We start from the raw sequence: 24,975 nt of genomic DNA, 5'->3' as shown, positions 1-24,975 counted from the left end.
AAGATTATAATGACGGAAAATATTGCGATTAAACGGGCGCTGCTCTCGGTATCGGACAAAAGCGGACTGGCGGAACTGGGCAAGAAGCTGGCTGCAATGGGTGTGGCTTTGATCTCGACCGGCGGCACGGCCAAGGCGCTGCGTGATGCAGGGCTGGACGTGGCCGATATATCCGATGTTACCGATTTTCCCGAAATGATGGATGGTCGCGTGAAAACACTTCATCCCAAAGTGCATGGCGGTTTGCTGGCCCGACGCGATGATGCGGGGCATGTCGCGTCGATGGAGGAGCACGACATTGCAGGTATTGATCTGGTGATCGTCAATCTCTACCCGTTTGCCCAGACGGTCGCCAAAGGGGCGCAGCGTGACGAGATTATCGAGAATATCGATATCGGCGGCCCCAGCATGGTGCGTAGTGCGGCGAAAAACCATGATTTTGTCACTATTGTTACCGACCCTTCCGACTATGACACCCTGCTTGCCGAACTGAAAGAAAGTGGTGGCGCAACCAGCATAGATTTCCGCAAAAAAATGGCAGCCAAAGCTTTTGCTGCCACTGCGGCTTATGATGGCATGATTGCCCAGTGGTTCGGTTTTTCCGATCAGGGACAAATGTTCCCGCCCACCTTGCCGCTTACAATGAGCCAGCCAACAGAGTTGCGCTACGGTGAAAACCCGCATCAAAGCGCGGCGCTCTATATTCCCGATGGTTCATCGGCCAAGGGCATAGCACAGGCCGAACAATTGCAGGGCAAGGCGCTTAGTTATAATAATTATAATGACGCCGATGCCGCGCTGGAACTGGTCAGCGAATTTCGTGATGGTCCGCCTACAGTGGTGATTGTCAAACATGCCAATCCATGCGGCGTAGCCAGCGGGGACAGTATATTGGAAGCATATCAGGCAGCTTTGGCCTGTGACAGCGTTTCGGCCTTTGGCGGAATTATCGCCGTCAACCGCCCGTTGGATGGCGCAGCAGCCGAAGCAATGACGGGGATATTTACCGAAGTTGTTTGCGCGCCCGATGCCGATGCTGATGCGCGGGCGATTTTTGCGAAAAAGAAAAACCTGCGTCTCTTGTTGACCGGCGAGTTACCCGATCCGGCGCGCGTTGGCATGGGAGTGAAATCAATCGCAGGGGGGTATCTGCTGCAATCGCGGGACAATGGCCAGATTACGCAGGATGACCTGAAATGCGTTACCAAACGGGAGCCTAGTGAACAGGAAATGGCGGATTGTCTGTTCGCGTGGACCGTTGCCAAACATGTAAAGTCCAATGCCATTGTTTATGCCAAGGATGGCTCTACTGCCGGTGTTGGCGCAGGGCAGATGAACAGGCTTGAATCCGCACGGATTGCTGCGTGGAAAGCTAAGGATGCAGCGGAGAAAGCGGGTTGGAGCGAAGCGCGGACAATTGGGTCAGCGGTCGCCTCGGATGCGTTTTTCCCCTTTGCTGATGGCCTGATAGCCGCAGTCGATGCGGGGGCAACCGCAGTAATCCAACCCGGCGGCTCGATTCGTGATGACGAGGTCATTGCCGTGGCTGACGAGGCCGGACTGGCGATGCTGTTCACCGGTATGCGCCATTTCCGGCATTAGGGGCGGTAAATAAACTGCCAAAATTGTGGCAGATTACTCCGGCGTTGCGGCTTGTGCGTTTTGACCGTCGCCCTGAGGGGCGGCGATAATGTCGCGGGTTACACTGCCTTTATCAACAGTGAATGTTTCTGCATCACCGACGGAGGACCGGATTCCGGCATCGGCTTCACCGGCCTGACTGACAAGGGCACTCTCGGTCACGCTACGCTTCTGTGGACCGCCAAACATGGCTTCAAGTGTCTGTTGCTGTGCGCCGCCGGTTTGTGGACGTGGTTGACCAGGTTGTGGAGGTGTTAAGCCAAAGTCGGGAGGGATAACCAGTGGCGGCTGACGCGTCACGGCAAATTCGTCGGGACGGTTGCGATCAAACAGGCCGCTGGACCCGCATGCAGACAGTCCGACCAGCGAAACCAGGCTGATACCTATAATAGATTTACGCATAATCACTTCCCTTAAAATCTCTTTATGAGTCTTTGGCCAGAACTTTGACAAGCAGTTTGCCATGGGTCAACTGTCACCAAGCTGAATATTCTTAACTTCGTCCGGCTTGTCGCGCAATAATAGCGCGCGTGCAAGCAGGATTACCACTCCGATGGAAATGCAGGCATCGGCGACGTTGAAAATAAGGAACGGGCGAAAGTCACCAAAATGTAAATCCGCAAAATCCGCAACATAGCCAAGCCGCGCCCGGTCAAGAATATTGCCCATCGCCCCGCCAAGAACAAGGGACAGCGCCCAAATATCCCACTTCGCTTTTTCCCGCCACATCCAGACCAGCACGGCAATGCCGATCAATCCGGTCAAAACGACCAGTGCCCATCGCTGGAAATCGGTGGAGGCGGTGAGGAACCCCATGGAGACCCCGTAATTTTCTGCCCATGTCAGGTTGAAAAACGGTAGTAATTCTATCTGTCCCTTGGAACGCAGATCCAGCGGATGCATCACCATATATTTGGTAAACTGGTCCAAAGCAAAAATCAGGAAAGCAGTGACAAGACCGATAATCCGGTAGTTCCTGACAGGACTCATGTGTTTAAAACCTTGTCACAGCGATCACATAGCGCGCCATCTTCCGTCACATCCGGCAACAAGCGCCAGCACCGGCCACATTTATTATGTGCGGTTTTGGTGACCGTAATCGCGCTGCCGTCCCTGACTTCTGCGACAATGGATAGTTCCGCAAGTTCGCTAGCGTCCATGGGCAGATCACTCATCGGATAGGTAACTTCTGCTTCCAGACTGGAACGGATCGTCTTTTCGCGGCGCAGTGGTTCAATCGCTTCGGTGATGGTGTTTCGGGCAGTCCGGATACTTTCCCATTTACCGGCCAAGGCAGCATCTGTCCAAGCACTGTCAACGTCCGGCCACTCTTTCAAATGAATCGAATCATCCTCACCCGGAAAACGGCTCTGCCAGATTTCTTCGGCGGTAAAGACCAGCACTGGTGCAATATAACGGGTCAGCGCGTGGAATAAAATGTCCATAACCGTGCGGTACGCCATGCGCTTGGGATCATCGGCGGCATCGCAATAGAGGCAGTCTTTGCGGATATCGAAGAAAAAGGCGCTTAAGTCTTCCTGTGCAAAAGCGGTCAGTTCGCGGATATACGGCCCGAAAGCAAAATCATTCACATGCTGTTTAAGCTTCGCATCGACTTCGGCCAGACGGTGGAGAATATAACGCTCCAGCTCCGGCATATCGCTCACGGCAACCCGCTCGCTCTCCTGAAAATCATTCAGGCCGCCCAGCATATAGCGGAACGTGTTACGCAATTTGCGGTAGCTGTCGGTTACACCTTTCAGGATCTCGTCACCAATCCGGTGATCCTCGGTGAAATCGACGCTCGCGGCCCACAGACGCAAAATATCCGCGCCATTGACGTTGATAATCTTTTGCGGATCAAGCGTATTGCCGAGCGATTTCGACATTTTCTTGCCCGCCTTGTCGAGCGTCATGCCGTGGGTCAGAACGGCCTTATAGGGTGCGCGACCACGCGTGCCGCACGATTCGAGCAGGCTTGACTGGAACCAGCCACGATGCTGGTCACTGCCTTCCAGATAGAGATCAGCTGGCGAATGATGGTCCGGCCATTTGCCGCTTTCCAGCACGAATGCGTGAGTACAGCCGCTGTCAAACCACACGTCGAGGATGTCGGTGATGACTTCATAATCATCAAGAACATATTTATCGCCAAGGAAATCCTGATGGTTGGCATTGAACCACGCATCGGCACCGCCGGATTTGAAAGCCGCGATAATACGCTGGTTAACTTCCGGATCATTCAGATATTCGCCAGTCTTGCGGTCCACATAGAGCGCTATGGGCACACCCCAAGCGCGTTGGCGGGACAAGACCCAGTCGGGGCGGCCCTCCACCATGGATTCAAGGCGGCGTTTTCCGCGTTCCGGCACGAAGCGGATTTTCTCGCGGATCTCATGCAGCGCGGTTTCGCGCAGGGTTTCGCCCTCACCTTGAGCCGCGCGGATTTCTGCTTCATCGGCACAACGCGGAACATCATGGTCGATAGGAACGTCCATCGGCACAAACCATTGCGGCGTGCAACGATAGATGATTTTGGCCTTCGAGCGCCAGCTATGCGGATAGCTATGTACGAAATCATCACTGGCCGACAGCAAAGCGCCCGCTTCGCGCAAATCTTGGCATATCGGGCCGGTGCTGCTGACAAATTTCTTGTTAATTACGCCGCCGGACCGTTCATCTCCGCGTGGCAACCATGCCCAATCGTCACGGTAAACACCGTCAGCATCGACGGCAAAAACAGGGTTTATACCGTTTTTCTTGCATAGGTCAAAATCGTCCTCGCCGTGGTCGGGGGCCATGTGGACAAGGCCCGTACCCGCATCGGTGGTAACAAAATGTGATCCGTCAAGGAACGGGCGGGGACGCGCATAAAATTCGGCATTCTTAAGCCCCTCCTCTTCAGGGGAGGGGTTGGGGTGGGGGCTATCGCCGGAAGATGGATTTTGAGGCACGGCCCCACCCTCGGTCCCTCCCCTGAAGGGGAGGGAGGAAGAAAGGTGTGCCATCGGATGTTTGGCAGTTGCATCTTTGAGTTGGGAACCTTTAATCAATTTGCGGTCTAGCAAGGCAATTCGTGGTCGCGCGCCATCTGGCATGGCGGACAATGTTCTATCAATACGATCACAAAACTCTGCTTCCAAATCAGCAGCAATAAGAATTTTTTTGTTCATCCAAGATTTTAGTGGATGCTCATCTTGGGCACGAGAAATATTGGCATCGCCCTCACCGCTGGCACCAAGTCCAATCGTAACCAAAACATAATCAATATCAGCCCCATAAGCGAGCGCCTGATTAACCGGAATGGTCCAAGGCGTCGTGGTCCAGACTACCGCATGCGCGCCGACCAGCTCCGGTGCATTCGGCGCTTCGACAATCTCGAACGCCACATCAATTTGCGTGGATGTAATATCCTCATATTCAACTTCGGCCTCTGCCAGCGCGGTTTTTTCGACCGGCGACCACATCACTGGTTTCGCGCCGCGATACAGATGACCCGCTTCCGCAAATTTTAGCAATTCGGTGACAATCGCCGCTTCGGCGTCATAATCCATGGTCAGATAGGGCTTGTCCCACTGCGCCAATATGCCCAGCCGTTTGAATTCCTCACGCTGGACACCAACCCATTTATCCGCATATTCACGGCATTCGGCGCGAAATTCGCTGGGCGGAACCTCGTCCTTATTGCGCTTTTTCTTGCGATATTGTTCTTCGATCTTCCATTCGATCGGCAGGCCATGACAGTCCCAGCCCGGCACAAATGGTGCATCCTTGCCGAGCAGATTCTGTGACCTGACAACAAGATCTTTGAGCGTCTTGTTCAGGCTGTGCCCGATATGGATATTGCCATTGGCATAAGGAGGGCCGTCGTGAAAAATAAATTTTTCGCGGCCTTCCCGGCTTTTTCTCAGCTTTTCATACAGGCCGATTTTCTGCCAACGCTCCAAAATAGCCGGTTCCTTGTTCGCAAGGCCGGCCTTCATCGGGAAATCGGTTTTCGGCAGGAAAACCGTGTCTTTATAGTCTTGCTCTGTGGCAGATGTTTTATCGGTCATGACTGGCGGGGATTAGGCGAGGGAGCGCGGCGACGCAAGCACGCTTTTCATCGTATTTTCTATTTCAGGACAGCAGCGAACGAGCGCGCTCACAATCCTTATCCATTTGTTCTATCAGCGCGTCGAGATCGTCAAACTTTTTCTCTGCGCGCAGAAAATGGTGAAGCTCAACCTCGACAGTCTTTCCGTATAAATCTTCATTAAGGTCAAAAAAATGCGGTTCGAGCAATTCTTTAGGCGGATCAAAACTTGGCCGGATACCAAGATTGGCCGCTCCGTTCACAACCCGTCCATCGGGCAAACGGCCCTTGACAGCGTAAATACCATATTGCGGCCTCAGATACTGGCCCATGTCAATATTAGCGGTAGGAAAGCCCAGCTTGCGGCCATTTTTATCACCGTGAATAATCGGACCTTCTATGGCAAATGGCCGGGTCAGCAATCTGGTCGCGGTTTCGGGGTCGCCGGATTTCAGCGCTTCGCGGATGCGACTTGAGGAAATAACTTCCTCTCCATCGTTAACCGGTTTGACCGCCTTTGTTGATAGGCCCAATGGGGCGCCAAGCTCTTTCATCACATTTACATTGCCTGCGCGGCCCTTGCCAAAGGTGAAATCTTCGCCGGTGACAATAGCTGCTGCGCCAAAGCGCTCGACGAGCAGCTTTTTAACAAAATCTTCAGCCGTTGTTGTGGCCAGCTCCTCGCCAAATTCGAATACCAGCATCGCGTCCGCTCCGGCGGCCATGAACAGCCGCTCCCGCTGGTCCAATGTGGTCAAGCGAAAAGGCGGCGTATCCGGTTTGAAATGGCGCACCGGGTGCGGATCAAAGGTCGCGATAATGACGGGCCGGTTTTCCGGTTTCGCCCAGTCGATTGCCGCTTGTGCTACGGCCTGATGCCCCTTGTGAAAGCCGTCGAAATTGCCAAGCGCAATGATCGCGCCGCGCAACTCGTCCGAGATTCTGTTTTGTCCGTTCAAACGCATGGTTTTGCGCTATTGGCGAGTTTCGGCAGTTTGTTCAACAACTCGTTTGGGTAATTGTTTGAACGGGATCAGACCTTGCCGCAAAACCCGCATGGCATTGCCGCTCATTACAGCGCGAATTTCCGCCTCGGTAAAGCCAGCTTCTATCAAAGCCTGGGTAATATGGGCAATGCCACTGGTGTCAAAGCGTGTTGTTACCGCACCGTCAAAATCACTGCCCAATGCAGCATGTTCGATACCCACCAGATCGCGGACATGTTTGACCGCTTTTGCAACGGTTTTGGGGTCGGTATCGCACATCGCGCCATCCCAATAGCCCAGACCAATGATACCGCCGGTCGCTGCGACACCCTTGATCTCCGCGTCGGTGAGATTGCGGTTCACCCCGCAGACCGCTTGCACTCCGCCATGGCTTGATACTACAGGACGGCGCGCTATTTTCAGAATATCTGCAACTGTTTGATGACTGCTGTGGGCAATATCAACAATCATGCCCTTGTCTTCCATATCGCGGATAATTTGTTTGCCAAAATCGGTTAGCCCGCCTTTTTCCATTCCATGCATGGAACCGGCCAGTTCATTATCGAAGAAATGGACTAGACCTGCCATACGCATACCGGCCTCATAGAGCGCATCAAGATTCTCGCGCTTGCCTTCCAGTGATTGCAGTCCTTCAGCAGAGAATAACACCCCAATGGGCTTTTTCGATTTGGAACGCGGTTGATGCCGGGTCAGCTTATCAATATCACTTACAGTGTTAATCGCGGTCATAGCGCCTTTGGAAGCCGTGACTGCGCGGTCCAATTTTGTGGCGTGCCACAACTGCCGTTCCAAAAGAGAAGCCCATGTGCGTAGCGGTTGCAACTGTGCTATGGCGAGCAAAGTGATATTATCGGTTTTGGCGCTGTTGCTGTCATAATTCTGGCCGCGGGGTGTTTTGGTAACGCTGGAGAATATCTGCAAACCGACATTACCCGCTTGCATACGCGCAAGGTCAACATGGCCATAATCAACACTGTCGGTAATTTTCCGCTTCCATAACAATGTGTCGCTGTGCAGATCGACAATCATCAGGCTGTCATGCAGTTTCTGTGCTTCGGCTGTGATTTCCGGTAAAGCATTGCCGTCGATCTTGTTTGTCTGCTTGTCAAATATCGAGGGCGCGAAGGTGAAAAAACCGATGGCCAGGATGATCAGAACGACCAGCAAAGGCATCAATAGCTTTTTCATCCGCCTTTTCTTTTTAACGTTACAAAGGAATATCCCGGCTTCCCGTTTTTAGGAGCATAGGATTCCCGTTCATGTTCTTGCCAGATTTCGGGATCGAAACCATCAATAGCCGTATCACCCTCGACATTAATGTGTATTTCTGTGAGTGCAATCCGGTCTGCTTTTGGCAGGAACAGCCGGTAAATCTCTGCTCCGCCAATGACGGCAATTTGCGGCGCATTGGCTATTTTCAGGGCTTCAGAAACGCTGCTCGCCACCTCAACGCCTTCAGCCTCCCACTCTGTGTCGCGGGTTAACACAATGTGTCGCCGCCCCGGTAGCAGACCGGGCAAGCTGTCAAACGTCTTGCGGCCCATGATCATGGGCTTCCCCTGTGTGAGGGATTTGAAATGGCGCAGGTCCGCGGGCAAATGCCAAGGCATGCCTCCATCGTCTCCAATAACTCCATTATCGGCGCGCGCGAGGATCATAATGATTTCGGGATGATTCATAATATGGGCCTAGCCCAGATCGAATTACGTGCAAATCAGAAAAATAATTTCGTTACATGACCCATTTTCCGGCCCGACCGACTTTCCTTTTTGCCATAGAGGTGGAGACGGTTTCCCGGATCATTTAACACCGCCTGCCATTCACTTGCGGTACCGCCGATCAGGTTTGTCATTTCAATTTTTTCAGCGGCGCGTCCGGTATCGCCCAGCGGCAAACCGCATATCGCCCGGATATGATTTTCAAACTGGCTGGTGATGGAGCCTTCTATCGTCCAGTGACCGCTATTATGAACTCGTGGAGCCATTTCGTTAAAAACGGGTCCATTGGCGGTAGCGAAAAATTCCGAAGTCAGAACGCCGACATAATTCATTGCATTTGCCATTTTGGCGGCAAGTGCACGGGCTGCCGTTTCCTGTTCAATAATTTCGGCGGGAGCGGGGATCAAGGATTTCGCCAATATACCATCTGTGTGAATATTATGCGGCGTATCCCAATAGCGGATTGTACCGTCCTGCCCGCGCACCAGTATCACGGAGAATTCATGGCTGAATGTGACGAAACCTTCTGCCACGCAAGGTTGATGAGCGACTGTGTCCCAATGCACTTCAGGGTCATCGCCTGCCTTGATGCGTGCTTGGCCTTTGCCGTCATAGCCCATGCGGATGGTTTTGAGGATTGCAGGTGTGCCCACTTGGTCAATAGCGTTATCCAGCGATGTGCGATCAGTGACTTTAGCAAAGGGAGCAGTCTTACCGCCATGGGTACGTGCAAACTCTTTCTCTGCGACACGGTTTTGCGCAATGTCCAGTGCGCCAACAGGCGGATGGAGCGGCGCATAATCCTTTATCGCGATTAGCGGGTCGACGGGTACATTTTCAAATTCAAAGGTAATGACATCGCATGTATCGGCAAATGTTCGCAGCGATTCGATATCTTCATCCGATGCACATGTGAATCGTTCAGCGACTTCGGCGGCGACACTGTTTTCATCCGATGCATATATATGGCAGCGATAGCCAAGGCGCGATGCAGCAACCGCTAGCATGCGGCCCAATTGGCCGCCGCCCAATATTCCGATAGTCGATCCTGGAGGAAGTGGAGTCATTACTGGGTTATTCCGGTTCGTCGGCTACAGCCGCGCTTTGCGCTGTTCGCCATGCGTCCAGGCGAGTGGCGAGAGCGGCATCCTCATTGGCCAGAATGGCCGCAGCCAGCAGCGCAGCGTTCTTCGCGCCAGCGTCCCCAATGGCCAGTGTCCCCACCGGAACACCTGCGGGCATCTGCGCGATGGAGAGCAGGCTATCAACTCCATTCAGTGTCCGCGACTGGATGGGCACACCCAGCACTGGCACACGGGTCATCGCAGCCGCCATGCCGGGCAAATGGGCCGCGCCGCCTGCACCGGCGATAATTACTTTTAATTCTCGCGCCGCTGCGGTTGTGGCATAATCATACAGCCGGTCCGGGGTGCGGTGCGCAGAGATGATTTTGATTTCATGCGCGATATCAAGCTGCTCCAATATTTCAGCAGCAAGCTTCATGGTGGCCCAGTCGGACTGGCTGCCCATGATAATTCCGACCCGAGGGGGTGTTTGTAGCCCGCTTTGCGGAGTGGCTTCGGTCATATTTATACCTGAATAGTGTCGCGGAAGCATGACCGTTTAGACAGGAAATGCTGTCCACGCAATGCGCCAATACAATGAATAGTGTTTTTCTGCTGCTACGATTTGAGCAACCGCCGTTATCTGTTTAGTTGACTATACCACTTTCAACAAACTAAAGGGCGATAAATTATAAATAGAGATGAATAAAAACATTACATCGGGGGCAGAATATTGATCAATGAAGCAAGTCATAGTAATCAAGCCGAGCAAATTTGTTTACAATGCCACATTTTACAGTCAGAGAACAAGAGATTGAAAGAAGAGCTGGCTGAAATGGAAATGCGCGCCAATCATGATGTGCTGACGGACTTGCCGAACCGGCGTTATTTTATCGAGAGTCTGGAAAAGCGGATCAAACGCTGTCAGCGCTATGGCGATATTACCGCGCTGCTTTTTCTTGATGTAGATAATCTAAAAGCAATTAACGATACTTATGGTCATGCTGCAGGAGATGTTTTGCTGGCCCGTCTGGCAGATATATTGAAACATAATATACGGTGCAGCGATATGGTCGCGCGCATCGGCGGCGATGAATTTGCTTTGCTGCTTGACAATCTGGATGCGGACCGGGTGGAACAAAAGATCCTGTCCCTGATCGCGCTAATTAAATCAGCAAATCCAGTATATAATGGCCATATCCTGCAATGCGGAGCGGCCATAGGTTACAGCTTTGTCGGACCGGCAGATACAGTGTCCGCCCTGATGTCACGCGCGGATGAAGCCATGTATAGATCGAAGAATCTATAGATAAACTTTGATGAAGACTTTCAGATATATGAAGGCCATATATAAATGATAGATATATAAAGGGCTAATTATTACCAGCCTTAGTATCGCCAGCCGTAAAATACCTATTGCAGACTAAAGCGCCCTACCGCTCAGACAAATAATAACGCTCAATTTCGTTCAGATCATCATCCAGATCATAGATAATCGGTTGACCGGTCGGGATTTCCAGTCCGGTAATTTCATCATCGGAGATGCCCGAAAGATGTTTGACCAGTGCGCGCAAGCTGTTGCCATGGGCAGAAATAAGGACGCGTTTGCCGGATTTTAGTTCCGGTGCAATGCGCGTTTTCCAATAAGGCAACACACGGGCAATGGTGTCTTTCAGGCTTTCTGATGTAGGGACTTCAATTCCGGCATAACGCGGATCGGATGACATTTGATAGGGACTGTCAGCGGCCATGGGTGGTGGCGGTGTGGCAAAGCTGCGGCGCCAGATATGCACCTGCTCATCGCCATGCTTGTCACGGGTTTCCTGTTTATTCAGGCCGGTCAACCCACCATAATGACGTTCGTTAAGCCGGTAGTTTTTCTCCACCGGCAACCAGAGCCGTTCCATTTCCTCAAGCGCCAGATTCAGCGTTTTGATCGCACGGGTTTGCAAGCTGGTAAAACACAGGTCCGCGTCAATGCCTTTTTCCTTCATCAGGCGTCCGGCTGCCTTGGCTTCCTCAACCCCTTTCTCTGTGACATCAATGTCCCACCAGCCGGTGAAGCGGTTTTCCAGATTCCATTGTGACTGGCCGTGGCGAAGAAGGATGAGTTGTGGCATGTTCGGTCCTTGTTTTTACTGTTGCGGCACCCTTAGCGTCAGCGGCATTTCCAGCCAAGCAAGATTTTTGACGCGCGCTTGCCTTTGGCCTGTGATGTGGGGAGCGAGAAGAGCACTACTATGCCCATGTCCATCATTGGACTCTATGCACAGTGTTATTTTTGCCACGTTTTTGAGTATTCTCTCTGATTATTCACGATAATGTCGATAGTAACTTGATTTAATCGTCTGATTAAAGGAGCAGTGACTCTGTAGCTGACCCAAAGACCATGACCTTTCCTTGAAAATATTCAGGAACATGGCAGGTGGCGGTATGTTTAACAGGAGAGAATTTTTATGAAAAGCTTGAATCGCGTACTTATGGCGGCATTATGTACCAGCGCCATGACTGCTCCGGCCTATGCCCAACAGGATGCCGGGGCCGCAGATATGGATGATAGTATCATCATCGTGACCGCTACTCGCCGTGCAGAAGACGTACAGGATATTCCGGTTGCCGTAACGGCTGTCAGCCCGGTTCAACTGGAACAGCAAGGCGTTCTCAACGTACAGAATATCGGTAGCGTTTCACCAAGCTTCTCTACTTCTAATGCACAAACGGCCTCAGGTACGGTTGTTCTGCGGATTCGTGGTGTCGGAACAACATCAAATAATATCGGCTTCGAATCAGCGGTTGGTATTTTTATCGACGGTGCTTATCAGTCCCGTCCCGGCGTTGCGCTAGGTGAATTTGTGGACGTCGAGCGGGTTGAAGTCCTGCGTGGGCCACAGGGCACTTTGTTTGGACGTAACACGTCGGCGGGTGCATTGAATATCACCAACAAGCGCCCTGACCTAAGTGAATTTGGCGGTTTTGTGAATGCGACCTATGGCAATTATGACCATATGAGCGTGCAGGGTGCCATCAACGCGCCGCTAGTTGAAGATACGCTGGCTCTGCGTGTCACTGGCGCTTACCGGAAACGCGATGGCTATGTTGATATTATTGACCGGAATGGTGACCGTGTCGGCGAGTCCAACGAGATTGATCAATATCTTGTCCGGGGACAATTGGGCTATGAAAGTGATGGCGGGATTCGTGCCCGTTTGATCGCGGATTATTCCAAGAGCACGGCTAGCTGCTGTGCTCCGGTCGAACTTTACCAATCTCCGGTTGAAACAGCCGGATTATTCGCCGCAGTGGGCTTGGGACCACGGGGCGGCATGTCTGCGCCGGTCGTTGCGGTGAACCCGTTCGATACAGCAACGGCACAGCGCGCAACCGATAATCGCATCGCTACATCGGATCAAAGATCATCTCCTGATATCGACCAATGGGGTTTGACCGGCGAAATCGAAGTCCCGCTCAGCGATAGTGCCGATTTGGTTTATATCGGGTCATATCGGGAATATCGATCCACCGATTCTTATGATTCGGACTTCTCCGGACTGGATGTTTTTAGCGTTCTACCGGGCGGTGGAACCGACATCGACACAATGACCCACGAGCTTCGGGTTCAAGGTGAAGCCTTTAACGGTGCGCTCAACTGGTTGGTCGGTGGCTATTATTCCAAAGAGGATATTTCACAGGTCGTCAACTTTGGTCTGGGCACGGAATTTGACCAGCTAGCAGGCGCACTATTTGCTGCCGCAACCGGAGGAGCGAGTCTAAATCCGAATAGCCCGCTCTTTTTAGGTGCAACCCCATTACAGAATCTGACCGGGGTTGATCCTGCCACAGTGCGGACGACCAATGTCTATAAGCAGAACAGCAAAAGCTGGTCGATTTTTACGCATAATACATTGGAAGTGACTCAAGGCCTGAAACTGACGCTCGGTTTGCGTTATTCGGATGAAACCAAAGACGGCTCGTTTGCCCAGCCAGCGATTAACAACAATCTCTGTCCGGCAATTTTGGGACAGATTGGCGCAGGTAATGTTCCGGGACCTCTGACTAACGGTGTTTACGGACTAGGTTGTTTCCCTTTCACCGCACCGGCGATCGGGTCGAATGCCAATCCTTTCCCGTTACCACGTCTGTTCAACAGCGAGTTTAAGGACAATGAACTGATCTATACCGGCAAAGTGAGCTATGAGTTTGCTGCACCGGTTACTGTCTATGGTAGTTTCACACACGGCTATAAGTCCGGTGGTTTCAACCTTGACTCCACCGCAGCGGCAGGCGGCGCGGATCCGCGCTTTGCTTCGGAAGAAGTAGACGCTTATGAAGTTGGTCTGAAAGCAAAGTTCCTCGACAATGCGGTAACGCTTAACGTTGCCGGCTTCCACGAGGAATTCAGCAATTTCCAGGTGCTGGAATTTACAGGTGCACAATTTGAGACGTTCAACGTCCCCAGTGCGAAAACAACCGGTGTTGAGATTGAAACAGTCATCCGTCCGGATCGTAATTTCACAATCAACGGTGGATTAACTTATACCGATGCGCGCTATCCGTCGGATTGTGCCGGTTCGCAGTCAAATGTTGACCAGGTTGCAAGTCTTTGCGGCAATTCGCTGACCAATGCTCCGAAATGGGTCGGTATCATGGGCGCAACCTATGACCGGGATATTGGTGATAGCCTGAACTTCTTTATTAATGGCCAGGTCCGTATGGAAAGTGACCGCCGGACTTCAACACAGGCGATCATTGTTCCTGATGCTGCTGATGTTGCGGCGGCGGGAAGCCTTCAGGCGGCAATAGATGCTGCGCCACTGGCACCGTTTGATGTTCAGGATGGCAATATCAAGATCAATATGCGTGCCGGTATCGGTGATATTGACGGGGCATGGGGTCTTGAAGCCTGGGTTACCAACCTGACCAATGAAGTTACACGCGGCGTGACCTTTAACACGGTCCTGCGTTCAGGTTCGCGTTCGGCATTCGTTCAGGAGCCCCGCATGTATGGCTTGACGCTTCGCGGCAAGTTCTAGGAGTTTAGGGGGCTATTCGTCACCATCAGGGAGGGACCGGTTTTTCCGGTCCCTTTTTTTATATAATGCAATAAAGATCCTGCTGTCGATACCGTGAGTTTTTAATAGAGCTTTATCTGGGCAGCCTATCAAGTTACTGGTTGTGGCCTTAATAGCCTGTATCTCACGGTGAATTAACCGATTTTTGGCGCTCTTAGAGCTTAGGGTTAACGGATTTTACGATGGCTTTACCGGGTTCCGACACAAAAATTCTTGGGGTCTCTGCGCCCATCTTTCCCATTGGTTCTGTGCTGACCGGGCTGATGTTTTTCAGTTTGATGGATGTGACAATGAAAAGCCTCAGTATTTCACTGGGTGCTTATAATGCGATGTTCTGGCGAGGATTGCTGTCCATCATTCTGGTGGGGATGCTTTATTTTGCCCGCCGACCGAGAATGCCCTCCGGTAGTACGCTGAAAATTCATATACAGCGGGGGATTATTACCGTTTTTATGGCGTTCCTGTTTTTCTGGGCGCTGGTGCGAGTGCCGCTTGCCGAAGCGGTGGCGCTGACATTTATTGCTCCGATTATCGCGCTATATATGGCAGCGGTTTTTCTGGGTGAAACGATACATCGCAATGCGATTATTGCGTCTGTTCTAGGACTGGCCGGGGTGGTCATTATTGGCTGGGGCAAGATGAGCGGGGAATATAGCGATGACGAACTGCTCGGTTTCGGGGCGGTATTACTAGCGGCGTTGCTCTATGCCGGCAATCTGGTGATTCAGCGCAGTCAGGCGCTGTTAGCCGGCCCGATTGAGATTAGTTTTTTCCAAAATCTCGTCGTTGGTGTGTGCTATGCGGTTGTTGCTCCGTTTTTCGCAGTAGCGCCCGACATGCAATATGCACCGTTGTTGCTTGCTGCAGCATTATTGTCGATCATTTCCGGAATGTTCTTTGCCTGGGGCTATGCGCGGGCGGAGGCGCAGGTTCTGATCAATCTGGAATATAGCGCATTTGTCTGGGCCGCGATTTTTGGCTGGGTATTTTTCAGGGAACCGGTCACTCTGCCGACAGTTTCGGGCGCGGTGTTGATCGTAACAGGCTGTATATTGGCCACCCGCCGCCGACCAGTGGTCCATATAGAATCGACCGTAGTTTAATCACCGTAGTTTAATTCTGTATGTCCCAACTAGTGGGAAGATTCGCCCATGTAACAAAGCATGATCCTTCCCCCTGTCATGAACGGTTCATGCTCCTGCTTTAATGGCATGATTCATATGTTGTCAGCTGAAGAGTAAAATTACGCGAAACCCAGCCTAATTTATTAGCTTAGTTGAATATGAAAGGCTAAAGACACGGCTATGGGCTTGTCCGCTTATTGTTACCGCTTTTCCGGGATGCTGGTCGGATATGTTCTTGCGGGCTGTTCATTGGTCATATCGTCGGTAGTTTTTGCACAAAATACTGATGACCGCACACATAGCCCTGCTGACGCCTCAAGTCCTCTCGATCCCGATAAGCCGCTGACCGAATTCCCCGACTTTGGCGTGGAGTGGCCGGATCTTGATGACGCGCTGCGTGATGAAACTCCATCCGATGATGTGGAGGCGCAGGTAAGCGCGCACGATATGGAAATGGATCGTCGCCTTTCTGAAGATGAAATAGTGGCTGAAGTTTCCGGGACGACAGACAGCGAGCGTCAGGATGCGGCAAGGATTGCTGTCGCTGCAGAAGATTATCAGCCAGAAGATGCACTTGCAGAGCAGGATTACGGAGTCCGCCTTGTCGGCCTGCCCGAAAATCTGGACGAGATATTCTATGACCGTTTCAAACAGCTGTCGGCTTTGGAAAAATATAAGGGCGATGAAGCCAATTTTGCCCAAATAAAGCGCCGCGCGGAAACCGATATCAAACTGGTTGAACAGTTGCTGCATATCGAAGGCTATTATGATGCAACCGTTCGCAGCCGTTTCGGTGCGGGCAAGACGGGAGATATTGCCGTGACTATCGCGGTAACCGCAGGGCCGCAATATAAGCTGGATGACATCAGCCTGCCCGGTCTTGAGCTAGCCCAAGGTGATGATCCACAGCAATTGCGCCGCATATTCGGATTGGAATCAGGCGATATTGTCGATAGCGATGCGATTGCCCAAGGCCGCGCCAGACTTGATAATGAAATGGCCGAAAACGGATATGCTTTTGCCAAAACGCATCAGCCGGAACTGATCATCGACCATGAGAGCCGCGAGGGTGATCTCAAGATAGTTGTCGCGCCCGGAGGCAAATATGTTTTTGGCTCCATCATTATGCCCAATACCGAATTATTCGGACCGGAGCATGCCGCGTTAATTGCGCGATTTGATGAAGGAGATCTCTATAACCGCTCAGATGTGGAGGATCTGCGTCAGGCGCTTATCGCTACCGGATTGGTATCGACAGTCAATCTGGAACCTGTCGTATCGGAAACCCGGCGCGAAGCCGTGGATCTGTTAGCCGAGATTACACCGGCCCCGCTTCGCACTATATCGGGCGCGCTTGGCTATGGCACCAGCGAAGGATTGCGCTCGGAGATTAGCTGGGAACACCGTAATTTATTTCCGCCCGAAGGATTGATCAGGCTGACCGGGGTTATGGCAACGCAGGAACAATCCGGTAGCGTTACCTTTCGCCGCAATAATTACCGCAGACGGGATAATGTGCTGAATGGTCAGCTTCGGCTCAGCAATATCAACAATCCCGCCTATGAAGCGCGAACATTTGCCGTTTCCGCAAATATTGAGCGGCAAAGTAATCTCATCTTGCAGAAAAAATGGAACTGGTCACTGGGGATTGAATTGCTTGCCTCGCAAGAGCGGGATATTAGCGGCAATAACCAGACGACCAAGCGCAATATATTTTTCATCGGTGCTTTGCCTGCGACCCTGACCTATGATGGAAGTGACGATCTGTTAAACCCGAGCACTGGTTTCCGTCTTGGTGCCAGAATATCTCCAGAAGCATCATTACAGGCGGGCAGTTTCTATTATATCCGCAGCCAGTTTGACAGTAGCGTTTATTATCCGGCTTCAGAAAAAATAATATTAGCGGGACGCGCCAGAGTGGCTACGATTACCGGAGCAGGACGAAACCGGATAGCGCCTTCCAGACGGCTTTATTCCGGTGGTGGCGGATCAGTTCGCGGGTTCGGCTATCAACAGATTGGTCCGCGCGATATCAACAACGATCCTCTCGGTGGGCGATCGCTAGTCGAATTATCGCTGGAAGCCAGAGTGCGGCTGGATATGCTGGGCGGTAATTTCGGCGTCGTGCCGTTCATTGATGCAGGCAATGTTTACCGTGATTCCATTCCCGACTTTGACGGGCTACGTTTTGGCACGGGTCTGGGTGTGCGCTATTATAGCGATTTCGGTCCTATTCGTGTTGATGTCGGGACGCCGATTAACCCGCAACCGGGGGATTCGCGGATTGCAGTCTATGTCTCGCTGGGTCAGGCATTTTGATGGAGGATGAAGGCTTACCACCGGATATGAAAAGAGACAGCCCCCTTAAGAAAGGCCAGCCGATAAAACGCGGCCTGCTGATTATGCTGGGGACGGGGCTGTTGATACTGGTAATCGCAATCGCGGCGGGAGCATATTGGCTCGACAGTGATAGCGGCCATAGCTTTATTATCAAACGGGTTGAAGCGTCGGCGCCCGAAAGTGGTCTGCGTATCGGGATCGGTGCGATCGAGGGGTCCATTTATAAAGAAATGGAAGTGGTCGATCTTGAGCTTTTCGATTCCAAGGGACGGTTTTTTCAGGCCGACCGCCTGGCGGTAGACTGGAATCCGCTGGCGTGGATTTTTAACGAACTGAATATTTCTGATGCTGTTCTTTTCAAGGCGCGGCTGGACCGATTGCCGCAACTGATCGAGACGCAAAAAGATACGCCATTATTGCCGGGCTTTAATATTTATCTAGGTGCGTTCCGGGCGGATAATTTGATTCTGGGTAAGGCTATTACCGGTGAAGAACAACGCGCTGACTTAGTCGGTGCGATTGATATTCGGGCGGGTCGTGCGATGGTTGCTCTGGATGCGGCAACGACGCGAAGTGGTGACAAGATTAACTTGATACTCAATGCTGAGCCGGAGCGCGAAAGGTTCGACCTGAACGCCGAAGTCACAGCGCCAATAGGCGGCGCAATTGCAAGCTACCTTAAGCTACAGCGGGATTTTGCCATTACGCTTTCTGGCAAGGGGGATTGGACAAAATGGGATGGTCAACTATTTGTAAAAAGTTCCGATGAACCGCTAGCCGAAATTATACTGGAAGCACGTAATGGGCTTTTCGGTTATGATGGAAATATTGCATCGGCCTTGTTGCCTTCGGGACTGGCACGGAAATTGGCAGCACCCCGGCTGGCGCTTAATGGAACGGCATCAATAGAAGAGCGGCTAGCCACCATTGATCTGGAAGTGGGTTCCAGCGCTGCGACTCTAAACGCAACCGGTGGTATTGATCTTGCCCGTAATGCTCTGGATGCGCTGAGAGTGGATTTTGTCTTGCGTAACCCGCAAGCACTGACCTCCAATATGAGGGCGCAGGATCTAAATCTTAAAATGCTGCTCAACGGCAAGTTTTCACAGTTGCGTTACAGGTATTTGTTGACTGCACCGCAGCTAGCATTTGGAAAAACCTTGCTTGGCAAGGTCGAGGCATCCGGTGAAGGGCGCCGTGATGATGATGGCTTTGATATTCCGGTGGAATTGACCGTGGGATCGCTGAGCGGCAATGGTGATTTGCTTAAACGGCTTTTGTCCGGATTTAACGGTAAAGCATTTCTGCGTCTGGAAAAGGACCGGATATTCGCAGATAACGCAGCCATCACGACAAAAACGGCGCGGGGCACGGCGGATATAGTGGCATATTTGGCCACCGGTGAATTTCGGATTGGCATAAACGCACAGGCCGGTAAATTTTCCATAGAAGATGTCGGAATAACAGATATTCTGGCTTCGATTGACCTGAAACCCGGTAGCGGGGGATTGTTATTAACAGGCGATGCGAGAGCCAGTTTGCGGCGGTTCGATAATGTTTTTCTCCGCCAATTGGCGGGCGGATTGCCTGTGGTCAAGACAGGTTTGCTATTGGGAAATGATGGGAAATTGCGATTTCCCGATTTGAATATCCGGGCACCAGAATTACGTTTTGCCGGATCCGGTGTTCAGCAAAGCGCTGAGCTATTCGCATTTTCAGGTAACGGCGAGCATGACCAATATGGCCGCTTCAAACTTGATCTGAAAGGGGCGCTGGACCGGCCCAATATTGCAGTTTTACTGGAAAGTCCCCTGCCCGCTGCGGGGCTTTCTGCTGTGCAGCTCAATCTTGAACCGATAAAAGACGGCTTCTCTTTTACTGCGGCTGGCGGATCGACGCTGGGTCCCTTTGATGGTGATGGAACGATTGTCACGTTATCGGAATCGGGGACCGAGGTGCGTGTGGAACGCTTGCAGGTGTCCGACACAGTGGCGAAGGGTATTATTCGTCCCGGTGATGAAGAAGACGATTTGGGCCTGGCGGGTAATCTGGCGATTAGTGGCGGCGGTGTCAGTGGAAATGTCCTGTTCGAACCGCGTGCGGACCGCCAATTGATTCGCGCCAAGCTTTCCGCCAAAAATGCGCGATTTGTCGGAGAACCGCCAATTCTCATCAGGGTTGGCTCGCTTGACGCCGATCTTGTCCTGATTGATGAACAGTCCGATGTTACTGCGAGTGTCAGCGCGCAAGGGATCAGCCGGGGCGATCTGATTATCGGCCGCATTTCCGGTGAAGCCAGATTGTCGAACGGTACGGGCAAAGCCTCCTTTGCCATAGCGGGCACACGGGGCAGCACGTTTAACTTCAATGCCAATGCCGACATTACACCGGATCGCCGTGTAGTGACAGGCAGCGGATTATTTGAAGGACGTAGGATAAAATTGCAAAACCCGCTTGAACTGCGCCGCACCAATAGTGGCTGGACAGCGTCACGGACACGATTGACCTATGGAAATGGTACGGCCAGATTTTCCGGTACTTGGGGCGATGAATCATCGCTCGATCTGAAACTTGATAAAATGCCATTGTCTTTGGTGGATATTATGGGCGGCGATCTTGGTCTTGGCGGGGAAGCAAATGGCACGGTGAAACTATCACAAACCGGCTCACAAATGCCATCGGGAGAAGCCCGGTTAACGATCAGAAGCTTGACCCGTTCGGGGCTTGTTCTAACCTCTACTCCGGTTGATCTGGGACTGAATATAGCGTTATCTTCGCGCAATGCAGCGGCGCGGGGGATTATCAAATCGCAATCGCGGACAATTGGCCGGTTTCAGGGACGGATAAGCGGTTTTGGCCGTGATAACTGGCGGAGTGAATTGCTGCACCGACCGTTGTTTGCACAAGCCCGATTTAACGGCGCAGCGGATGCGCTCTGGCGATTGACAGGGGTTGAGACATTTGACCTGACCGGGCCGATGGCGATAAATGCCGATGTTCACGGTTCATTGGCCAATCCGCAGATCAGCGGTCAGATACGCACAAATGACGCTCGGCTTGAAAGCCCATTGACCGGGACTGTTATAACCGGAATCAAGGCACAGGGACAATTTAATGGCTCGCGGCTGGTCTTGCCCGATATTACCGGCTCGACCAGAGGTGGAGGATCGGTCAGCGGCAGTGGCAGTTTTAACTTTGCTGTCGCGGCGGGAGAAGGAATCGGCATAAAGCTGAACCTTTCGGCTAAAAATGCGCGATTGATAGCGCGGGATGACTTTGCTGCTACTGTCACCGGCCCCATACGGATTGCCAGCAATGCCGATGGTGGTTTGATTTCCGGTGACGTGACTTTGAATCGCAGTTTTTTCCAGTTCGGCAATGCCAGTGAAACCGTAAACCTGCCGCAATTCAAGGTTCGAGAGATTAATCGCCGGGCAGATGAACGTCCGCCTGTTGTGCGAAGCAGGCCATGGCGATTTGCACTAAGCGCCAATGCGCCAAGCCGCTTGCAGGTCGAAGGATTGGGCCTTGACAGTGAATGGCGCGCGAATCTTGAAGTAAGCGGCCCCGTGGACAATTTTGCCATGAGGGGGAGCGCGGAACTCATTAGAGGGAATTATACCTTTGCTGGTCGCCGTTTTCAGTTGGAACGGGGGCGTATCCGCTTTGTTGGCAATCGACCACCCAACCCCGTGCTTGATATCGAAGCGGAAGCGAATCTGACCGGCCTGAATGCCACAATCAATGTGACCGGAAGCGGCAATAGTCCGAATATTGCATTTAACAGTGTGCCTGCTTTGCCACAGGATGAACTATTGTCCCGCATATTATTCGGTGCCTCCATATCCGACCTGTCCGCACCAGAGGCGGTTCAACTGGCCGCAGCCGTTGCCTCTCTCAACAGCGGCGGCGGGATTGATCCGATCAATGCCCTTCGCAAAGCGGTCGGTCTTGATCGGTTACGTATTCTGCCTTCCGACAATGACCGCGGTCAGGGAACGTCGATTGCTGCTGGTAAATATATATTCCGCCGTGCTTATGTTGAATTGATTACCGATGGCAAAGGCTATAGCGCTACGACGCTTGAGTTTCAGATAACCCGCTGGTTGTCGATTTTGTCGAGTATTTCGACATTGGGGCGACAAAGCGCGAATATCCAGGTGTCCAAGGATTATTGACAGCTATATTTTGCTTGCAATCATATATGTGAAATAAATACATCAATAAACGGGAACCTAATGCATAGGAAGCCGTTAAAGGGATGGAAGCACAAAGGGCGGCCGAATTCACACGCTACTTTGGGCTTGATATTTGGCCGGGATGCCTGACCTTATGCGTGAGTTGTCCCGGCCCCATTATTTACTTAATTGATTGAAATCGCTGCGCTATGATACATTCAATTCGGTAGCAATGCATGTTTACGAGAATTTTTTCTGCGGCTATCCGTTATGTAAAGATTAATGTGCCCAATTGTATAAATTGATTCCCTATTGGACTTTTCGGTCCATAATTAATATGGAACTAACAGCGTGATCAGGAGTTTTGATCACAAAGACGTAAAAATAAAGAGGCCTGTTTTGCCCAACCTGAGAAACAATCGAGAATCTGATCAACAGGATAGCAGTGCCGAAAATAATGTTGATTCTACGACGGTGAAAAATCTGGTCGAGGTTAAAGAGCGATTGGGTTTTGGTTTACGGTCAATGTACCGTAGTGTTCTGGAGGAACCATTACCCGCAGATATGCTCGCACTTTTGGATAAACTCGAAGAAACTGAAGGAACGGGACAAAGTCCGTCGCAAGCATGCCAGGACCGGTGTGACTGAAACTCCGAGATTGTCTGCGGCAGACTTTAAGCACCAATTATCAGAAGCTATACCGCATCTCAGGGCTTTTGGTCGCAGCTTGTCAGGTAATCTTGATGTGGCTGACGATCTTGTCCAGGATACGTTGTTAAAAGCATGGCGTGCGCGTGACCGGTTTGTTGCCGGTACGTCGATGAAGGCATGGACGTTCGTTATCCTGCGGAACACATATTTTTCTAATATGCGTCGCAAGAAATTCACCGCCGATTATGATGAAATTGTTGCCGAGCGTGTTTTGTCTGCGCCTGCACCACAACAGGATCCGCTGCATTTAGCGGACTTGCAGCGTGCATTGATGGAAATATCCGAAGATCAACGGGAGGCTGTTATTCTGGTAGGAGCCGGCGGCTATTCCTATGAGGAAGCCGCAGAGATCGCAGGATGTGCCACTGGTACCATGAAAAGCCGCGTTTCGCGTGCGCGCAAGGCGCTGGAAGGCATTTTATCCGACGGTAGTTTTGCACAGGAGTCAGCTGTCACAGATGATGGCAAGGACAGCTCTACGGCATGGGACAATATAATCGATGCGGTTACAGAGCTGTCTTCCTGACCCGCTGTCTATCTTAAACATAATAACCGTGAGCCCGAGCATCAGAGGCCGTGGATCATATATACTTAGTTCTAGCCCCGCATAAGGATATGTGGCCCGCTTTCCGTGCGGACCTAAACTCATATTCTTACGCCGCTATCGCTTATTTCATGCTAAGATTGAGCTTCTATTTCATGGCCTTCGGCAGTAAAAAACATGGCCTGGCTGATAGCAGCGCGAATAGCATTTGGCTGAAACGGTTTTGTAATCAAGAAAGTCGGCTCTGGACGTTCTCCGGTCAATAAGCGCTCGGGAAAAGCGGTAACAAATATGACCGGCACCGAAAATTGTTCCAATATGTCTTTAACGGCATCAATGCCGGAACTTCCATCCGCTAACTGTATATCAGCAAGAACCAGTCCGGGCTTATTCCGTGCAACCTCTTTCAATGCTTCGGTATGTGTAATTGCTGTTCCCGAAACGGTGTGACCAAGGTCGGTAACAATTTGTGCCAACTCCATTGAGATCAAAGTCTCATCCTCGATAATCAGGACGTTAGTCCGTATTTCCTGATCAATATCGGTAATGGCGTCTTCAAGCAGACCATTCACGGAATCTTGTTCTACATTGGTAATCTGGGCCACTTCTTCTAACGAGAAGCCTTCAAGTGCGGTTAACAGTAATATTTGGCGCCCTATGGGTGCAATTTTTCGTAACTTGTCTTCTTTGGCGATTGTTTCATTGCCGGCCAAAGATGTATCCGAATCGAAATTTCCCGGATCTACATTGGATGTTTCCCAAATCCGGTGAAAAACCTTATGCAATTGTACGCGCGGTGTAACATTCTTATTCGCACCATCGCTGTTCAAGCTATCCGGATCAGCAATGATCGCCTCCAACGTCGCCCTGACATAAGCATCCCCACTTGTTTGCGAACCCGTCAATGCACGGGCATATCTCCGCAAATAAGGAAGGTGTGGTTTAATCGTAGTGGCTAACGGCATTAACAAAGCTCCCTTGTTGGTTCGCAAACGTGCGATCCAACAGTTTGTTCCAAAATAGATTTTAGCATACTATTCAACTTCGTTGTTCTGGCAACTATTTTGTCGAAAGGGAACTCAAATGACTTCCTTGCGTTGAGATAGCATAGCCAATAAAATCAAGGAGCAGAATTAATGACAACAGGTTATACCGACGAAATAAATGCGGTGAAATCAGACCTCCAGCAGCTAAAACAGGATATTGTCAAATTGACTAAAACTGCTGCTAGCGATGCTCAGAACAATGCTAATGAGTTGAGCTCCAAGGCAAAGAAAAGAGCTAAATCTGCATCCAAGCGGACCAAAGAGCTTAGTGTCCAGAGTAGGGACAGGGCGCATCAAACCGTTGCAGCCAACCCGCTTGTCAGTCTTGCTGCAACCGCAGGTGTAGCGCTGATCGTGGGAGCATTATTCGCCCGTCGATAAATAAAGCCTCTGCTGGCCCGTATATAGCCTGTTCCGGGTATATATTGTGCGTAACAAGCATTTCTTTTACGCCGGTA

19 protein-coding genes are annotated in these 24,975 nt (G+C 51.5%); 9 read left to right on the top strand and 10 right to left on the bottom strand.

Annotated features, from left to right (window positions below):
* Window positions 1–9 precede the first annotated feature (9 nt).
* Entirely contained in the window at window positions 10–1,602 is a 1,593-nt protein-coding gene (purH, locus tag AB1K62_RS11985; RefSeq protein ID WP_367003831.1) for a bifunctional phosphoribosylaminoimidazolecarboxamide formyltransferase/IMP cyclohydrolase, read from the top strand.
* A 33-nt stretch (window positions 1,603–1,635) separates the two neighbouring features.
* Here the strand turns inward: purH and AB1K62_RS11980 are convergent, their stop codons facing one another.
* The 8 genes from AB1K62_RS11980 to purE form a co-directional block, all read right to left on the bottom strand.
* Complete coding sequence (locus AB1K62_RS11980) at window positions 1,636–2,043, bottom strand: DUF3035 domain-containing protein (RefSeq protein WP_367003829.1); 408 nt, start codon at window positions 2,041–2,043, stop codon at window positions 1,636–1,638.
* 66 nt (window positions 2,044–2,109) lie between these two features.
* A complete protein-coding gene (lspA, locus tag AB1K62_RS11975) occupies window positions 2,110–2,631 on the bottom strand; it encodes a signal peptidase II (RefSeq protein WP_367003828.1) in 522 nt (173 codons plus the stop codon).
* Window positions 2,628–5,696, bottom strand: coding sequence for an isoleucine--tRNA ligase (locus AB1K62_RS11970; protein ID WP_367003827.1), 3,069 nt, complete (start codon window positions 5,694–5,696; stop codon window positions 2,628–2,630). Before AB1K62_RS11970 ends, lspA begins: the two co-directional genes overlap by 4 nt.
* Window positions 5,697–5,760: 64 nt before the next feature.
* Complete coding sequence (locus AB1K62_RS11965; RefSeq protein ID WP_367003825.1) at window positions 5,761–6,681, bottom strand: bifunctional riboflavin kinase/FAD synthetase; 921 nt, start codon at window positions 6,679–6,681, stop codon at window positions 5,761–5,763.
* Window positions 6,682–6,690: 9 nt separating this feature from the next.
* The gene (locus tag AB1K62_RS11960) at window positions 6,691–7,911 is read right to left on the bottom strand and encodes a dipeptidase (protein ID WP_367003824.1); all 1,221 of its coding nucleotides are present in this window, start codon (window positions 7,909–7,911) and stop codon (window positions 6,691–6,693) included.
* The gene (locus AB1K62_RS11955) at window positions 7,908–8,402 is read right to left on the bottom strand and encodes a dihydrofolate reductase (protein ID WP_367003823.1); all 495 of its coding nucleotides are present in this window, start codon (window positions 8,400–8,402) and stop codon (window positions 7,908–7,910) included. Before AB1K62_RS11955 ends, AB1K62_RS11960 begins: the two co-directional genes overlap by 4 nt.
* Before the next feature lie 35 nt (window positions 8,403–8,437).
* The gene (locus AB1K62_RS11950; protein ID WP_367003821.1) at window positions 8,438–9,508 is read right to left on the bottom strand and encodes a 5-(carboxyamino)imidazole ribonucleotide synthase; all 1,071 of its coding nucleotides are present in this window, start codon (window positions 9,506–9,508) and stop codon (window positions 8,438–8,440) included.
* Window positions 9,509–9,515: 7 nt separating this feature from the next.
* Window positions 9,516–10,028, bottom strand: coding sequence for a 5-(carboxyamino)imidazole ribonucleotide mutase (gene purE, locus AB1K62_RS11945; RefSeq protein WP_367003820.1), 513 nt, complete (start codon window positions 10,026–10,028; stop codon window positions 9,516–9,518).
* Window positions 10,029–10,319: 291 nt separating this feature from the next.
* Here purE and AB1K62_RS11940 point away from each other — a divergent pair, with 291 nt between their 5' ends.
* The gene (locus AB1K62_RS11940; protein ID WP_367003819.1) at window positions 10,320–10,814 is read left to right on the top strand and encodes a GGDEF domain-containing protein; all 495 of its coding nucleotides are present in this window, start codon (window positions 10,320–10,322) and stop codon (window positions 10,812–10,814) included.
* A 124-nt stretch (window positions 10,815–10,938) separates the two neighbouring features.
* On the opposite strand, the gene gpmA is transcribed toward AB1K62_RS11940, so the two are convergent.
* A complete protein-coding gene (gene gpmA / locus AB1K62_RS11935; protein ID WP_367003817.1) occupies window positions 10,939–11,625 on the bottom strand; it encodes a 2,3-diphosphoglycerate-dependent phosphoglycerate mutase in 687 nt (228 codons plus the stop codon).
* A 336-nt stretch (window positions 11,626–11,961) separates the two neighbouring features.
* Here gpmA and AB1K62_RS11930 point away from each other — a divergent pair, with 336 nt between their 5' ends.
* The 6 genes from AB1K62_RS11930 (at window position 11,962) to AB1K62_RS11905 (ending at window position 23,453) form a co-directional block, all read left to right on the top strand.
* Window positions 11,962–14,535, top strand: a complete 2,574-nt coding sequence (locus AB1K62_RS11930) for a TonB-dependent receptor (protein ID WP_367003815.1) — start codon at window positions 11,962–11,964, stop codon at window positions 14,533–14,535.
* A gap of 221 nt (window positions 14,536–14,756) precedes the next feature.
* A complete protein-coding gene (locus AB1K62_RS11925) occupies window positions 14,757–15,677 on the top strand; it encodes a DMT family transporter (protein ID WP_367003813.1) in 921 nt (306 codons plus the stop codon).
* Between the two features lie 201 nt (window positions 15,678–15,878).
* A complete protein-coding gene (locus tag AB1K62_RS11920; protein ID WP_367003811.1) occupies window positions 15,879–18,017 on the top strand; it encodes a BamA/TamA family outer membrane protein in 2,139 nt (712 codons plus the stop codon).
* Window positions 18,017–22,216 (top strand): translocation/assembly module TamB domain-containing protein, encoded by a 4,200-nt coding sequence (locus AB1K62_RS11915; RefSeq protein WP_367003809.1) that lies wholly within the window; start codon window positions 18,017–18,019, stop codon window positions 22,214–22,216. Before AB1K62_RS11920 ends, AB1K62_RS11915 begins: the two co-directional genes overlap by 1 nt.
* A gap of 399 nt (window positions 22,217–22,615) precedes the next feature.
* Window positions 22,616–22,864: a NepR family anti-sigma factor gene (locus AB1K62_RS11910; RefSeq protein ID WP_367003808.1), complete on the top strand. Its 249-nt coding sequence runs from the start codon at window positions 22,616–22,618 to the stop codon at window positions 22,862–22,864.
* Window positions 22,857–23,453 carry a sigma-70 family RNA polymerase sigma factor gene (locus tag AB1K62_RS11905; protein WP_367003807.1) on the top strand — a complete coding sequence of 199 codons (597 nt, stop codon included), beginning with the start codon at window positions 22,857–22,859 and terminating at the stop codon, window positions 23,451–23,453. The genes AB1K62_RS11910 and AB1K62_RS11905 overlap by 8 nt, the downstream gene beginning before the upstream one ends.
* A 152-nt stretch (window positions 23,454–23,605) precedes the next feature.
* Here the strand turns inward: AB1K62_RS11905 and AB1K62_RS11900 are convergent, their stop codons facing one another.
* The gene (locus tag AB1K62_RS11900; RefSeq protein ID WP_367003805.1) at window positions 23,606–24,436 is read right to left on the bottom strand and encodes a response regulator; all 831 of its coding nucleotides are present in this window, start codon (window positions 24,434–24,436) and stop codon (window positions 23,606–23,608) included.
* A gap of 171 nt (window positions 24,437–24,607) precedes the next feature.
* Between AB1K62_RS11900 and AB1K62_RS11895 the strand changes: the two genes are divergently transcribed.
* Complete coding sequence (locus AB1K62_RS11895) at window positions 24,608–24,898, top strand: hypothetical protein (RefSeq protein WP_367003804.1); 291 nt, start codon at window positions 24,608–24,610, stop codon at window positions 24,896–24,898.
* Window positions 24,899–24,975: the final 77 nt, after the last annotated feature.

The sequence above is a fragment of the Parasphingorhabdus sp. JC815 genome, assembly GCF_040717415.1.
In the GTDB taxonomy this organism is placed as follows: domain Bacteria; phylum Pseudomonadota; class Alphaproteobacteria; order Sphingomonadales; family Sphingomonadaceae; genus Parasphingorhabdus.
This window is presented reverse-complemented; position numbering and strand designations above follow the sequence as displayed.